This window comes from Micromonospora kangleipakensis (genome assembly GCF_004217615.1).
Lineage (GTDB): Bacteria > Actinomycetota > Actinomycetes > Mycobacteriales > Micromonosporaceae > Micromonospora > Micromonospora kangleipakensis.
Genome location: NZ_SHLD01000001.1, coordinates 3,462,044 through 3,477,493 on the forward strand (window position 1 = coordinate 3,462,044; position 15,450 = coordinate 3,477,493).

Annotated in this window: 9 protein-coding genes; 8 read left to right on the plus strand and 1 reads right to left on the minus strand. The window is 75.8% G+C overall.

The window, feature by feature from the left end; translation table 11 throughout:
* Positions 1-174: 174 nt before the first annotated feature.
* On the plus strand, positions 175-3,903 hold the full coding sequence (locus EV384_RS16605) for a S8 family serine peptidase (protein WP_130334457.1): 3,729 nt from the start codon (positions 175-177) through the stop codon (positions 3,901-3,903).
* Positions 3,904-3,948: 45 nt separating this feature from the next.
* Here EV384_RS16605 and EV384_RS16610 read toward each other — a convergent pair whose 3' ends face one another.
* Entirely contained in the window at positions 3,949-4,932 is a 984-nt protein-coding gene (locus tag EV384_RS16610; RefSeq protein WP_130334459.1) for a helix-turn-helix domain-containing protein, read from the minus strand.
* Between the two features lie 95 nt (positions 4,933-5,027).
* Between EV384_RS16610 and recN the strand changes: the two genes are divergently transcribed.
* From recN to EV384_RS16645, 7 genes are all read left to right on the plus strand, one after another.
* Complete coding sequence (gene recN, locus EV384_RS16615) at positions 5,028-6,785, plus strand: DNA repair protein RecN (protein WP_130334461.1); 1,758 nt, start codon at positions 5,028-5,030, stop codon at positions 6,783-6,785.
* A gap of 117 nt (positions 6,786-6,902) precedes the next feature.
* Entirely contained in the window at positions 6,903-8,081 is a 1,179-nt protein-coding gene (steA, locus tag EV384_RS16620; protein ID WP_130334463.1) for a putative cytokinetic ring protein SteA, read from the plus strand.
* A gap of 27 nt (positions 8,082-8,108) precedes the next feature.
* Positions 8,109-9,050 carry a copper transporter gene (locus tag EV384_RS16625; protein WP_130334465.1) on the plus strand — a complete coding sequence of 314 codons (942 nt, stop codon included), beginning with the start codon at positions 8,109-8,111 and terminating at the stop codon, positions 9,048-9,050.
* A gap of 61 nt (positions 9,051-9,111) precedes the next feature.
* On the plus strand, positions 9,112-9,978 hold the full coding sequence (locus EV384_RS16630; RefSeq protein WP_130334467.1) for a hypothetical protein: 867 nt from the start codon (positions 9,112-9,114) through the stop codon (positions 9,976-9,978).
* 1 nt (position 9,979) lies between these two features.
* On the plus strand, positions 9,980-11,671 hold the full coding sequence (murJ, locus tag EV384_RS16635; RefSeq protein ID WP_130334469.1) for a murein biosynthesis integral membrane protein MurJ: 1,692 nt from the start codon (positions 9,980-9,982) through the stop codon (positions 11,669-11,671).
* Positions 11,672-11,786: 115 nt separating this feature from the next.
* Entirely contained in the window at positions 11,787-12,929 is a 1,143-nt protein-coding gene (locus tag EV384_RS16640) for a glycosyltransferase family 4 protein (RefSeq protein WP_130334471.1), read from the plus strand.
* Complete coding sequence (locus EV384_RS16645) at positions 12,929-15,340, plus strand: hypothetical protein (protein WP_130334473.1); 2,412 nt, start codon at positions 12,929-12,931, stop codon at positions 15,338-15,340. The genes EV384_RS16640 and EV384_RS16645 overlap by 1 nt, the downstream gene beginning before the upstream one ends.
* The last annotated feature ends 110 nt before the right edge of the window (positions 15,341-15,450 follow it).

Below are 15,450 nucleotides of genomic sequence, written 5' to 3' on the forward strand. Positions count from 1 at the left end.
CGCCCGGCGGCAACCCGCCGGACCTTCGGCGGTCCGGCCCCGGCCGTCCGTTGTCCACCTGGCGACATGTCGCCGATGCGGCGGGCCGCAACTAGTGACCATCGATGATCTCCGTCGGAGACTCCGATCGGTCGATCTTTTGGGATCGGCCATCGGAGAAGAGGAGCACATCGCATGCATTGGCCCCCACGCTGGCTCGCCGCCGGCGCGGTCGGCGCGCTGGTGGTCGGACTCGTCGCACCGGCGTCCGCCGCCCCGCCCGCCCCGCCGGCCGGCCCGAGCCCGGCCGCCCCCGCCTCGGGCGGCGCGCCCGTCCGTATCACCCTGATCACCGGCGACCAGGTCGACCTGGTCCAGGCCGCGCCCGGCCGGGTCGCCGCGACGGTCCACCCCGGCGCCGGCCGGGAGCGGATCACCTTCCACACCGTGGAGGCCGACGGCGGGATGCGGGTGCTGCCCAGCGACGTCGTGCCATACGTCTCCGCCGGGGTGCTCGACGCCGACCTGTTCGACGTGGAGGAGCTGGTCGCCGAGGGCTACGGCGACGCCGCGCAGGGCGCGCTGCCGCTGATCGTGCGCTACCAGCAGCCGGCCGCCGGCCGGGTCCGGCCGCTCGCCGGCGCCACCGCCGCCCGGCCGCTGGAGAGCATCAACGGCGCGGCGCTGCGGGTCGGCAAGGGCGACCTCGGCGGCCTGTGGACAACGCTGCGCGGCACGGCGGCGGCCCGCACGACCGCCGGCGCGCCCCGGCTCGGCGCCGGCATCGCCCGCGTCTGGCTGGACGGGCGGGTCCACGCGGATCTGGAGCACAGCGTGCCGCAGATCGGCGCCCCGGCGGCCTGGGCGGCCGGCCGGGACGGCAACGGCGTCCGGGTCGCGGTCCTCGACACCGGCGTCGACGCCGGCCACCCCGACCTGGCAGGCCGGATCGCCGAGGCGCACGACTTCACCGGCAGCGGCAGCGCCCGGGACGGCCACGGCCACGGCACCCACGTGGCCTCCACCATCGCCGGCAGCGGCGCCGCCTCCAACGGGCTGCGCAAGGGCGTCGCCCCCGGCGCACAGCTGCTGATCGGCAAGGTGCTCGACGACCACGGCAGCGGTTACGGCTCGGACATCATCGCGGGCATGGAGTGGGCCGCCCACTCCGGCGCGAAGGTGGTCAGCATGAGCCTCGGCGGCCCGGCCACCGACGGCACCGACCCGATGAGCCAGGCGGTCAACGACCTCACCGCCGAGACCGGCACGCTCTTCGTGATCGCCGCCGGTAACTCAGGCGCGGCGGGTACCGTCGGCACGCCGGGCGCGGCCACCGCGGCGCTCACCGTGGGCGCGGTGGACCGCGACGACAACCTGGCCGACTTCTCCAGCCGCGGCCCCCGGATCGGCGACAACGGCCTGAAGCCGGAGATCACCGCGCCGGGCGTCGGCATCGTCGCCGCCCGCGCCGCCGGCACCACCATGGGTACGCCGGTGGACGACGCGTACACGCGGGCGTCCGGGACGTCGATGGCGACCCCGCACGTCGCTGGCGCGGTGGCGATCCTCGCCCAGGAACACCCGGACTGGACCGCCGGGAAGCTCAAGGACGCGCTGGTCAGCACGACGAAGGCGAACCCTGCGCTGACCGTCTTCGAGCAGGGCGGCGGCCGGGTCGACGTGGCCCGCGCGCTGAGCCAGCGGGTGTACGGCTCGGCCACCGCTGACTTCGGCCGGGTGAACACCGGCGGTGCGGTGGCGGAGCGGACCGTGACGTACACCAACAGCACGTCGTCCCCGCAGACCCTGCGGCTGGCCGTGGAGCTCCGCAACCTGGACAGCGGTGCCGCCGAGCCGGACGGGGTGTCGCTCGACGGCACGGAGGTGACCGTGCCGGCCGGCGGCAGCGTGAACGTCCCGCTGCACGCCGACCCGGCGAAGCTGGACCGGGGAGTGCACGGAGGGTGGCTGGTGGCCACCGGCGCGGACGGTGTCGCGGTACGCACGGCCGTCGGGCTCACCCTCAGCGGCCCGCTGCACACGGTCACCCTGCGCGCCCTGGACATGGCCGGGCAGCCCGGCCTGGCGTCGGTGGTCACCCTCTTCGGCGAGCACCCCGAGTCGGACCACATCGGTTGGATCCCCGGCGAGGCGCAGGTGCAGGTCGAGGAGGGCCCGTACCTGCTCGAGGGGCTGATCGAGCACGGCGCCCCGTTGGACGAGCAGATCACCCTGGTCACCGACCCCGAGCTGATGGTGGACCGCGACCTCACCGTGGTGCTCGACCCGCGCAAGGGCACCCCGGTGCGGATCGAGACGCCGAAGCCGACCGAGCAGCGGGCGGTGATCAGCTTCTACGAGCACCGGATCTTCGGCAACGGCCGGCAGGTCGACCACGGCGTGATGAACTTCAGCACCACCCAGCAGGTGAACGTCACGCCGACCCGGGCGGTGCGCAAGGGCGAGTTCGAGTTCGCCTCCCGCTGGCAGCTGGTCGCGCCCATGGTGGACGCCCAGGTCAGCAACGTCTCCGGTCCGCTGGACATCAACCTGCTGGGCCAGTCGCCGGCTCCGGCCGGCCGGCGGAAGCTGCCGCTGGTCTGGGCGGGCGACGGCACCGCCGCCGAGCTGGCCCGGGCCGGGGTCCGAGGTGCGGCTGCGCTGGTCGCCGGCAGCTACGACCGCGCCGAGGAGGACCAGATCGCCGACGCCACGGCGGCCGGCGCCGCGATGGTGCTCATCGTCCGCCCGTCGGACCGGAGCGCGTGGACGGTCTGGCGCCCGGACGGGGATCGGTTGCCGATCCCGTCGATGGTGGTCGCGTACGACGACGGACAGCCGATGATCGCGGCGGCGAAGAGCGGCCGCGCCACCCTGGACGTGGCGCTGACCGTGGACAGCCCCTACCTGTACGACGTGTGGCAGGTGTCGAAGGGGCGGGTCCCGGATCGGATCCTGCACCGGGTCACCGCGGACAACACCGCCGAGGTGACCGCCCGCTACGCCGACACCGGCGGGTCCGAGTGGGCCAGCGAGCAGCGGTTCGGGTGGCGTCCCTGGCAGGAGTACTCCTGGAACGACGACCAGCGGATGGTGCGTACCGGCACCACCCGGCAGGAGTTCGTCAGCGCCGGGGACTCCTGGTGGCAGCAGCGGGTGCTGCACCAACTCACCTGGTCCTGGGGGCCGCTGCTCGGCGGGCTCACCCAGCAGCCCCGGCGGTACGCGGCCGACGACCGGGTCACCGAGACCTGGCACGCTCCGGTGGTCCGCCCGGCCGTGCCGGCCGGCGGCGGGGCGCGGGTGCCCACGCGCACCGGCGACACGCTGGACCTGCGGGTAACCGAGTTCGTCGACTCCGACGGCCACTACGCCCCGGCTCGCAGCAGCGAGGAGCAGGACACGGTGCAGGCCCGGCTGAGCCGGGACGGGCAGCAGATCGCCGACCTCTCCGCCGGCTGGGCGCCGGTGCCGACCACGCCGGGCGCGGCCCGCTACCGGCTGGACCTCACCACGCAGCGGTCCTCGGACGAGTGGCGGCGGGCCACCCGCACCGAGACGGCGTGGCAGTTCACCTCGGCCCGCCCGGCCGGGGACACGGCCCAGCCGCTGCCACTGCTGCAGGTGGACTACCAGGTTCCCGCCGACCTGCGCGGCGAGGTGGCGGGCGACAAGCCCCACCAGCTCGGGCTGACGCTGCGCCAGCCGGCCGGCGTACCGGCGCCGATCGGCACCAGCCTGCGGGTCGAGGTGTCGTTCGACGGCGGGCGCACCTGGGGGGCGGTGCCGGTGAACGGCTCGGGCACCAGCTTCACCGCCAAGGTGCCGGCCGGACGCGGCACGGTGTCGCTGCGAGTGCACGCCGGCGACCGGGCCGGCAACACCGTCGACCAGACCGTGCTCGACGCGTACGAGCTGCGCTGACCCGGGCGGGGCGGGACGGCCGTGGCGCCGTCCCGCCCCGTCGCCTCAGATCCAGTCCCGCCGGGCGGCCTGGAAGGCCAGCCCGGGCCGGGTGTCCACGCCGGCCACCGCCATCAGGTCGGCCAGCCGACGCTGCACGGTTCGGCGGCTCACCCCGAGCTGGGAGGCGATGGACTTGTCCGGCACGCCGGCCACGAAGAGCGAGAGCAGCCGGGCCTCGTCGGCATCCGGCCGGTAGCCGTCACCCGCCCGGTCGGCGGGCGGGGCGGACGAGCGCACCGGCGTCGCCATCAGCCAGTGGCTCTCGAAGAGGGCGAGCAGCGCGTCGAGCAGCTGGCTGCGGCCGATCACCGCGGCGCTCGGCTCGCCGCCGTCCCGGTCCGGCACCAACGGGCAGACCGCCGTCCGGCCGTCGACGATGGCCAGCCGCACCGGCAGCCGGTCCAGCACCCGGGCCTGCTCTCCGGCGCGGACGCCCCGCTCGAGGTCCTCCAGCGCGCCCGGTTCGAGGAGCATCTCGCGTTCGTAGATGGCCCGGTAGCGCACCCCGCGCGCCAGCGCGTCGAACTCCTCGACGTTCTCCTCGCCGGACATGGCCAGTGGGTTGGCCCGGCAGAACCAGAGCACCTCGACCCGGGCACCGTCCTGCAGGTCACGCAGGCGCTCGCGGAGCACCCGCGCCCCGGTGATCACCTCCACCAGGTGGTCGGCGTCGTGCCGCCGCATCCCGGCCCGGTACTCCTCGGTCAGCTGGGTGACCGCCGCCCGGGCCGCCTCCAACGCCTCCTGCCGGCGCAGCAGCGCCTCGCCGAGCGGGACGTCGGGTGCCAGCGGCCGCAGCGGCGCGTCCGGCTCCGGCCCGGCCGGCAGCACCAGTCCCTTGCCGCGCAGGGCGTCGAGCTGCGCGACGACCTCCGCGCGCGGCCGGCGCAGCCGCTCGACCAGCTCCTCGACCCGGGCCGTGGTGAGCTGGACGAGGGAGCGGTAGAGCTCCTCCTCGCCCGGCGTCAGACCGATCACGTCCAGCACGGGGCAGAACTGTACGACGTCACCGGCCGTAGTCCACAGCCCCCGCACCACGCCGGCTGGTCAACTGTCGCAGGGCGCGTCTACTGTCGGGTGCTGTGCTGGAAGAGCTGCGCATCACCGGACTGGGCGTCATCGAGGACACCACGCTGCCGTTGACCGGCGGGATGAACGTCATCACCGGCGAGACCGGTGCGGGCAAGACGATGGTGGTGACCGGCCTCGGCCTGCTCTTCGGCGGCCGGGCCGACGCCGGGCGGGTGCGGGCGCAACCGGGCCGGGCGGTGGTGGAGGGGCGGCTGCGCCTCGACGGCCGGGTGGCCGACACCGTGCACGCCCGGATCACCGACGCCGGCGGCGAGCCCGACGAGGACGGCTCCGTGCTGCTGAGCCGCACGGTCACCGTGGAGGGCCGGTCCCGGGCGCACCTGGGCGGCCGGAGCATGCCGGTGTCGATGCTCGGCGAGGTCGGCGAGCAGGTGGTGGCCGTGCACGGTCAGTCCGACCAGCTGAGGCTGCTCCGCCCGGCCGAGCAGCGGGCGGCGCTGGACCGGTTCGCCGGTCCGGCGCACGAGAAGCTGCTCGACGCGCTGCGCGAGGCGTACACCGGGTGGCGGGCGGTGGTCGACGACCTGGCCGACCGGCGGCGCAACGCCCGCGAGCGCAACCAGGAGGCGGACCTGCTCCGGCTCGGCCTGGACGAGATCACCCGGGTCGACCCGCAGCCCGGCGAGGACGACGAGCTGAAGGCGGAGGCGCAGCGGCTGGAGCACGCCGAAGGGCTGCGCACCGCGGCGCAGCTGGCGCACCAGTGCGTCGCCGGCGGCGTGGAGGCGACCGACGAGACCCCGGACGCGACCGCGCTGCTCGGCACCGCCCGGCGCACGCTGGAGGCGCAGTCCGGCACCGACCCGGCGCTCGGCGAGCTGGCGGCCCGCCTGGAGGAGGCGGCCACCCTGGTGGCCGACGTCTCCGCGGAGCTGTCGGCGTACCTGGCGGCGCTGGACGCGGACCCGGCCCGGTTGCAGGTCATCTACGAGCGGCGGGCGGCGCTGCGCGCGCTGACCCGCAAGTACGCCGACGACGTCGACGGCGTGATCGCCTGGGCCGAGCGGGCCCGCACCCGACTGTCCGACCTGGACACCTCCGACGATCTCCTGGAGGAGCTGGAGCGGGAGGCGTCCCGGCTGGCCGGCGAGGTGGCCGAGCTGGCCGGGCGGGTCTCCGCCTCCCGGCAGGAGGCGGCGGTCCGCTTCGCCGAGCAGGTCACCGTCGAGCTGGCCGGGCTGGCCATGCCGCACGCCCGGATCGAGGTGGCGGTGCTGCCCCGCCCGGCCGGTCGGGCCGAGCCGAGCCTGCCGGTCAACGGCGTGGAGGCCGGCGTCGGCCCGGACGGCGCGGACGAGGTGGAGCTGCGCCTGCTGGCCCACCCGGGCGCGCCGTCGCTGCCGCTGCAGCGGGGGGCCTCCGGCGGTGAGCTGTCCCGGGTGATGCTCGCCATCGAGGTGGTCTTCGCCGGCTCCGGCGGCCCGCCCACCCTGGTCTTCGACGAGGTGGACGCGGGCGTCGGGGGGCAGGCCGCGGTGGAGATCGGTCGCCGGCTGGCCCGGCTGGCCCGCAGCCACCAGGTGCTGGTGGTCACCCACCTGCCGCAGGTGGCCGCGTTCGCCGACCGGCACCTGGTGGTGGCGAAGGACACCGGGGGAGCGGTGACCACCAGCGGGGTCCGGGTGGTGGAGGACACAGAGCGGGCCCGGGAGCTGGCCCGGATGCTCGCGGGTTTGCCGGATTCCGATCTGGGTATCGCGCATGCGGAGGAACTCCTGGCCGTGGCGGCCAAGGAAAGACGACCGTGACGCCGGGTTTGTGAGCGCAAGCACACCGGCGTGCGCTCGGGTGTGCTTCCCTGGGTAGGCGGCCCTGCTCAGGCATGTCGCGACAGCAAACCTGCCTCACATGCCAGGATGGTCACGATGCGTCTACCCACGTTGCGCCGGACCCGGAACGCGGAACCGGGCTCAGTCCTCGGCACCGCGCGCCTCGACCGCCGTACGAAACGGCTGGTGGGCCGGCTCCGACCCGGCGACATCGCGGTCATCGACCACGTCGACCTGGACCGGGTGGCGGCGGATTCGCTGGTCGCCGTCGGCGTGGCCGCGGTGCTCAACGCCAAGCCCTCGGTCTCCGGGCGCTACCCCAACCTGGGGCCGGAGGTGCTGGTGGCCGCCGGCATCCCGCTCCTGGACGACCTGGGCGAGAGCGTCTTCGAGCAGATCCGCGAAGGCGACACCGTCCGGATCGAGGGCAACACGGTCTTCGTCGGCGAGGAGCCGGTCGCGCACGGTGCCCTGCAGGACGCCGAGACGGTGGCCAAGGCGATGGCCGACGCCCGGGAGGGGCTGTCGGTCCAGTTGGAGGCGTTCGCCGCCAACACCATGGACTACCTCAAGCAGGAGCGCGACCTGCTGCTCGACGGGGTCGGCGTACCGGACATCCAGACCCAGATCCAGGGGCGGCACTGCCTTATCGTGGTCCGCGGCTACGACTACAAGGCCGACCTGGACGTGCTGCGCCCGTACATCCGGGAGTTCAAGCCGGTGCTCATCGGCGTGGACGGCGGCGCGGACGCCCTGGTCGAGGCGGGCTACACCCCGGACATGATCATCGGTGACATGGACTCGGTCACCGACGACGTGCTGCGCTGCGGCGCCGAGGTGATCGTGCACGCCTACCCGGACGGCCGCGCCCCCGGCCTGCCCCGGGTCAACGGCCTCGGGGTGCCGGCGATCACCTTCCCGGCCGCCGCCACCAGCGAGGACCTGGCCATGCTGCTGGCCGACGAGAAGGGCGCCTCGCTGCTGGTCGCGGTCGGCACCCACGCCACGCTGGTGGAGTTCCTCGACAAGGGCCGGGGCGGCATGGCCTCGACCTTCCTGACCCGGCTGAAGGTCGGCGGCAAGCTGGTCGACGCCAAGGGCGTGAGCCGGCTCTACCGGCAGAGCATCTCCGGTTCCTCGCTGCTGCTGCTGGTCCTCTCGGCGGGCGCCGCGATGGCCTCCGCGGTGGCGGTCTCCACCGTCGGGAAGGCGTATTTGGGCGTGGTCTCCGAATGGTGGGACAATTTTGTGTTCCAGCTCGGCCAGCTCTTCTAGCTCCCCGACGATCAAGAGGCTGCAAGCGTGATCAACTTCCGCTACCACGTGGTGTCCCTCACCGCGGTCTTCCTGGCGTTGGCGATCGGCCTGGTGGTCGGCACGGCCGCCCTCAACGGGCCGGTCGCCGACTCGCTCAAGGAGAACGTCAACGCGCTGCGCAAGGACAACCAGCAGATGCGCCAGTCGGTCAACAGCCTCCAGAAGGAACTGGACATGGAGGAGGACTTCGCCGCCGAGATGGCGCAGGTCGTCCTCCCCGGCAAGCTCACCGGGCGACGCGTGCTGGTGCTCGACCTGCCCAGCGGCCGCGAGCACACCGACGGCGTGGCGAAGATGCTCGAACTCGCCGGCGCGAACGTCACCGGCCGGATCGACCTGCAGGACAAGTTCATCAACCCGGACAGCAACAACAACCTGCTGGAGCTGGCCGTCACCGCTGCCCGCCCGAACAGCGCCCCCACCGCGGGGCTGCCGGGCAACGGGCACGGCGTGGAGACCTCCAGCGCCCTGCTGGCCAGCGTCCTGCTCGACCGCCCCCAGGGCAGCCCGCCGGTCTCCGACGCGGATCGTCGGGCCGTGCTGGCGGCGTACTCCAACGCCGGCTACCTGAGCACGGAAGACAAGGTCACCGGGGCGGCCGAGGCGGTGGTCCTGGTCAGCGGCCAGCCGTACGTGGACAAGGACTCGGCGAAGAAGGACGAGTCGGTGGTGAAGGTCGCCGAGCAGTTCGACCGGACCGGCGCGATCGTGGTCGGCGGCAACGGCTCGGCCGGCGGCAACGTGGTCGCCGTCGTGCGCGGCGACCCGGTGCTCTCCCAGACCATCTCCACCGTCGACAACGCCAACACCGTCCAGGGTCAGCTGGTCACCGCGCTCGCGCTGGTGCAGCAGCTCACCGAGAAGAAGGCCGGCCAGTACGGTGTCGGCGACAACGCCGCAGCGCTGCTGCCTAAACTGCCCCAGTGAGCGGCCGACCGGTGTCCGGTCTGCACCGCATCGCCTACGGCATCCGGATCGGAGGGGTCGCGTGACCAGGTGGGGTCGGCTGCTGGCCGCCGGAGCGGGGGCGGTCGCCGCCCGGTACGTGCTGCGGGAGGTGTGTACCGCCCCGGTGGGGCCGGCGCTGGAACGGACCAACTTCCGCGGCCGGACGGTCACCCTCGCGGCCGGCCCGGCGCTCGCGGTCGGCGCCGCCACGGCTGGCGCGCTCGGCGCCGGCAACGCCCCGTCCGGAGCGGCCGCGCTGGTCGCCGGGCTCGGCGCGGGCGCGATCGGGCTTTATGACGACGTGGTCGGCGCACGCCCCGAGCAGAAGGCCGCCAAGGGCTTCGCCGGGCACCTCGCCGCCCTGCGGGAGGGGCGGGTCACCGCCGGTCTGCTCAAGATCGTCGGGGTGGGCGCCGCCGGCCTCGGCGCGGCCGCGCTGCTCGCCTGCGACCCCCGGGTCGCCGCCCATCCCCGCCGGCAGCGCCACGGCACCCTCGGCCGCGGCGTCGACGTGCTGCTCGGCGCCGGCGTGGTCGCCGGCACCGCCAACCTGCTCAACCTGCTCGACCTGCGTCCCGGCCGGGCGCTGAAGTCCGGCATGCTGCTCGGCGCGCCGCTGTCCGGCGGAGCGCACGGCGGCGTCGCCGTCGGCGCGGTCGGCGCCGCCGCCGGCCTGATCCGCGACGACCTGGACGAGCGGGTGATGCTCGGCGACAGTGGCGCCAACGCCCTCGGCGCGCTGCTCGGCGTCAGCATGGCCGCCCGCACGGGGCCGCTCGGCCGGGCCGGCATCCTCGCCGTGCTCGCCGCGCTCACCGCCGCCAGCGAGAAGGTCAGCTTCACCCAGGTGATCCAGCGGACCCCCGGGCTGCGGGAGCTCGACGCGCTGGGCCGGCTCGACGACTGACGTGAAGAACCCGGCGCCCCTCGCCGCCGCCGGCCGGGTGGCCGGAGCGGCCGCCCTCATCGCCGTACTCACCGTGGTCAGCCGGCTCGCCGGCTTCGGTCGTACCGCCGTCTTCACCTGGTCCCTCGCCCCGACCGACCTCGGCGGCGCGTACGTCGTCGCCAACGCCGTACCGAACTTCATCTTCGAGATCGTGGCCGGCGGGGCGCTGGCCAGTCTCGTCGTACCGCTGCTGGCCGCGGCCGTCGACGCCGGCGACCGTCGGGCGGTCACCGCGACCACCGGCGCCCTGCTGACCTGGACCCTCAGCCTGCTGATCCCGCTGGCGGTGCTGGTGGCGTTGTTCGCCGATCCGCTGGTCGGCCTGCTCGGCGACGGGCTCAGCCTCGCCCAGCAGCAGTCCGGTGCCGGGATGCTGCGGGTCTTCGCCCCGCAGCTGCCGCTCTACGGCGTCGGCATCGTGCTCACCGGGGTGCTCCAGGCGCACCGGCGGTTCGCCTGGCCGGTGCTCGCGCCGCTGCTGTCCAGCGTCACCGTCATCGCGGTCTACCTGGGCTTCACCGCGGCCGAGGGGCGGCTGGCGACCGTCGGCGGCGTCAGCCGCGGCGGCGAGCTGCTGCTCTCCGGTGGCACCACGCTCGGCGTGGTGGTGCTCTCCCTGTCGCTGCTGATCCCGCTGCGCCGGCTCGGCCTCCGGCCGCGGGCGGGCTTCCGCTTCCCCGCCGACGCACGCGCCCGGGTCGGCCCGCTCGCGGTCGCTGGCGTGGTGACCGTCACCGCCCAGCAGATCGCCCTGATCGTGAGCCTCAACCAGGTCGGCTACGGCCGGGCATCCGACCCCGGCGTCTACAACCTGGCGCAGACCATCTACTTCCTGCCGTGGGCGGTGCTGGCCGTGCCGCTGGCGGTCGCCGCGTACCCCACCCTCGCGGCCGCCCGCGCGGCCGGTGACGAGCGGACCTACCGGGAGACCCTCGCCCCGGCGGTCCGCGGGGTGGTCCTGTTCAGCCTGCTGGGCGCCGCCGCGCTGGTCGGCACGGCGGTGCCGGTGGGGCACTTCTTCTTCGACCCACCGGTCGCCGGTGCGGCGGCGGCGGGCATCGCCGGGTTCGCGCCCGGCCTGCTCGGCTACGGCCTCTTCGCCGTGCTCACCCGGGCCCTCTACGCCCGCGGCGAGACCCGGGCGGCGACCGTCGCCACCGCGGTGGGCTGGCTGACCGTGCCGGCCCTGGCGCTGCTCCTCGGGCGCCTGCTGCCCCTCGCCGACCGGGTCCTGGCCGTCACCCTGGCCACCTCGGGCGGCATGCTGGTCCTCGGTGGCCTGCTGATCGCCGCGGTGCTCCGCTCGGCCGGCCGCGACGCACTGGCCGGGGTGGGGCGGGCCGGGGCCGCCGGTCTGCTCGCCGGCGGGGTCGCCGGGCTCGGCGGGGTCGCCACGTCCCGCTGGCTCGCCGGGCTGGGCGACGGGACCCCGACGACATCGGAGGCGCTCGTTCAGGGCATGCTGTCCGGGGTCGTGGTCGGCGCCCTGTTCCTCGCCGTCGCCTGGCTGACGGACGAACGCGACGTGCGGCCGCTGCTCACCGCCGTGCTGCGCTGGCTGGGCCGGAGACGCCCGCCCACCGCGGCCGGCGGGCAGGAGGACCAGACGCCCCCGGAACGGGGTGGCGGGAAGGAGACGGTGTCCCGGTGAGCGCGAGGAGTGAGCCGGGTCTGCGAGCCCCGCAGTCGCGAACGGAAGAGGGTGCCGTGAGCGCGAGGAGTGAGCCGGGTCTGCGAGCCCCGCAGTCGCGAACGGAAGGCAGGCAATGACCGACGCCACGTCGGCGCAGCGGTGGCCCGGATCGGTGGCCCTGCTGCTCGCCTCCAGCACGGGCGGGGTGGGACAGCACGTCCGCTCGATCGCCCGCGGCCTGACCGCCGCCGGCGTCACCGTGCTGGTCTGCGGCCCGGCCGCCACCGAGGAACAGTTCGACTTCACCGGCGTCGGTGCCCGCTTCACGCCGGTGGAGATCCCCGCCAGCCCCACGCCCGCCGACGCGCGGGCCGTCGCCGCCCTGCGCCGGGCCCTGGCCGACACCCCCGTCCAGGTCGTGCACGCGCACGGGCTGCGGGCCGGCCTGGTCGCCGCCCTCGCCCGCCCGGCCGCCCCGCTGGTGGTCACCTGGCACAACGCGGTGCTCGCCGGCGGGCTGCGCGGCCGGCTCTCCCGGCTGGCCGAGGGGATCGTCGCGCGCTCCGCCCGGGTGGCGCTGGGCGCCTCCGCCGACCTGGTGGAGCGGGCCGCCGCGCTGGGCGCGACCGACGCCCGGCTGGCCCCGGTCGCCGCGCCCGCGCTGCCCGCGCCGCGCCGCCGCCGCGCCGCCGTCCGCGCCGAGTTCGGCGTCGCCCCCGGCCGTCCGCTGATCCTCTCGGTGGGCCGGCTGCACCCCCAGAAGCGGTACGACGTGCTGGTCGACGCCGCCGCCCGGTGGCGTACCCGGACCCCGGCGCCGGCCGTGGTCATCGCCGGCAGCGGCCCCGCGTACCTCCAGCTCGCCGCCCGGATCTCGACCGCCCGGGCGCCGGTGACCCTGCTCGGGCACCGCACCGACGTGGCCGACCTGCTCGCCGGCGCCGACCTGGCGGTGGTGACCAGCGACTGGGAGGCCCGCCAGCTCTTCGCCCAGGAGGCGCTGCGGGCCGGCGTGCCCCTGGTGGCGACCGCCGTGGGCGGCCTGCCGGAGCTGGTCGGCGACGCCGCGGTGCTGGTCCCGGCCGGCGACGTCGACGCGGTCGATGCGGCGGTGCGGGAGCTGCTGGACGACGACGCGCGCCGGACGGAACTGGCGCGCCGCGGCGCCGCCCGGGCGGCGACCTGGCCGACCGAGGCGGACACCGTTGCCAGCCTGGCCGCCCTCTACGCCGAACTGGCGCCGGCCGGGGCCAATCCGTCGACGGGACGCCGCTGATGCTGCGCAGGCTGACCCCGGTCCTGCTGACCCTGGTCGTGGTGGCGCTCGGCATCACCGCGCTGGCCGCCCGGCCGGACACCGGCCCGCCCGGGCGCCGCGCCGACTTCGTGGTGCTGGCCGGGGTGGCCGGGCTGCGCTGGGACGACGTGGACCCGCAGACCACCCCGACGCTGTGGCGGATGGCCGAGCAGGGGTCGATCGGCTCGCTGTCGGTACGCTCCGCGCACCGGCCCACCTGTCCGGTCGACGGCTGGCTCACCCTCGGCGCGGGCAACTTCGCCGCCTGGAGCGGCAGCCGCCAGCAGGGTGGCTGCCCGCCGACCGGGGTGACGGTGGAGCAGCCGGACGGCATCGGCGCGAACCTCCCGGACCAGGAGGGCGTCGTCCGGTACAACCAGGACCGGCTCTCCTGGGGTACGACGCCCGGTGCGCTGTCGGAGTCCGTCCGCTGCTCGGTGGCGGTCGGGCCCGGGGCGGCGGTGGCCGCCGCCCGCCCGTTCGGCCGGGTTGACCGCTACACGCCGGTCCTCCCCACCGACCCGGCCAAGCTGCTGGGCTCCTGCGTACTGAGCATCGTCGACCTGGGCAGCGTCGACGGCGAGGACCGGGCGTCCCGGGCGGCGCAGGCCCGGCAGGCGGACGCCCAGCTGGCCCGGGTGCTCGCCGCCCGCCCGCCCCGCTCGCTGGTGGTCGTCGCCGGCGTCTCCGACACCGACCAGCCGTCCCGGCTGCACGTCGCCGTCGCCGACGGCCCGGGCTGGGAGAAGGGCTGGCTGACCTCCCCGAGCACCGCCCGGGAGGGGTACCTCCAGCTCGTGGACCTGGCGCCGACCGCCCTGGCGGCGCTCGGCCGGCCCATGCCGGAACGGCTCTTCCTCGGCCGTCCCGCCGTCTCGGTCGGCGGCCGACCGGCGGACCTGCGGGCCGCCATCGACCAACCGGCCGACGCCGACCGCGAGGCCGCCGCCCAGCGCCGGGTGGCCGGATGGTTCTTCACGCTGCTCGCCGTCGCCCAGGTGGCGCTCGCGGTCGCGGTGCTGCCGCTGCTGCGCCGGGCCCGCCGGTACGCCGGCCCGCACGGACCCGAGCCCGTCTCCCGGCGGGTGGTCGCCGCGGTGGAGCTGCTGCTGGTCGCCGCCGCCCTGGCGGTGCCGGCCGCCCTCCTCGCCGACGCGGCCCCGTGGTGGCGGGGCCAGCACGCCGGCTGGTGGTTCGGCGTGGTGACCGCCCTGCTGATCGTGGGCGGGACGGCCGCGGTCCGGTTCACTCCCGGCCACGACCGCACCCTCGGCCCGCTCGGCGCGGTCGCCGGCCTGGCCACCCTGGTGGTCGGGGTGGACGTGCTCACCGGGTCACGGCTGCAGCTCAACGGCGTGGTCGGCTACTCCGCGCTCGAAGGCGGCCGGTACGCCGGGCTCGGCACCGTCGGCCTGGGCGTCTTCATCGCCGGTTCGCTGCTGAGCGCGGGCTGGCTGGCCCAGCGGGTCCGCCGCGCCTGGCGGCCGATGGTGATGGTGGCCGTCGGCGGCGCCGCCGTGGTCGTCGTCGGCAGCCCCTACCTGGGGGCGGACTCGATCGGCGCGATCGCGCTGACCGCCGGGGTGAGCGTCGCCGCGGCGATCAGCACCGGCGGCTGGCTGACCGTGAGCCGGCTCGCCTGGGCCACCATGGCGGGGCTGGCGGTCACCATCGGCTTCGCCGTGGTGGACGTGCGCCGCCCGGCGACGGAGCGGGGCAGCCTCGGTCGGTTCCTTGCCGCGCTCGGCGACGGCACCGGCGGTCTCACCGTGCACCGCTCGAGCACCGCGAACGTGGAGACCCTGGTCAACAGCCCGCTCACCGTCCTGGCACTGGCCGGCGCGGCGCTGGTCTGGTTGGCGCTGCTGCAACCCTGGGGCGGCCTGATGCGGCTGTTCGGCATCTACCCGGCGATCCGGGCGGCGATGGCGGGCACCGCCGTGGCCGCGGGCATCGGCGGGGTGCTCGGCGGCTCGGCGCTGGACGTGGCCGGGGCGGCGGGCGCGCTGGTGGTGCCGATGGCCGCGCTGGCCGCGCTGCGGGTGCTGGACCACTCCACCGACCGAACGCAGCCCGGCGCGGGGCGACCCCGCGACGAGGGGCCCGGTGGCACGGCGGGTGGCCCCACCGGCGGCGGGGACCGTCCCGGGGGAGGTCGCGCGTCGGGGGAGGGGCGGACCGTCGACGCCGGAGTCTCCAGCCGACCGGCCGAGCCGACGGATCGCCCCGCCGGGCCGGGCCGGGGCGCCGACCCCACGGAGGGCGCCGGGCCGACGCCGGACGCGGGGGACACCGCGGGACACGGCGGCACCGGCCCGGCCGGCCCGCCCGGACCGGTGCGGGTGCCCGCCCAGCCCGGTCCGGCATCGACCGAGGCCGCCACCGGCTGACCCCGACTGGGCCCGACGTGCGCCGACGGCGGGTGCGACGCCTGCTCGGGCCGGGAGAGGTGTTACCGTGGAATCCCGTGGATCGCGTGATCACTTGGCTGATCGGCACG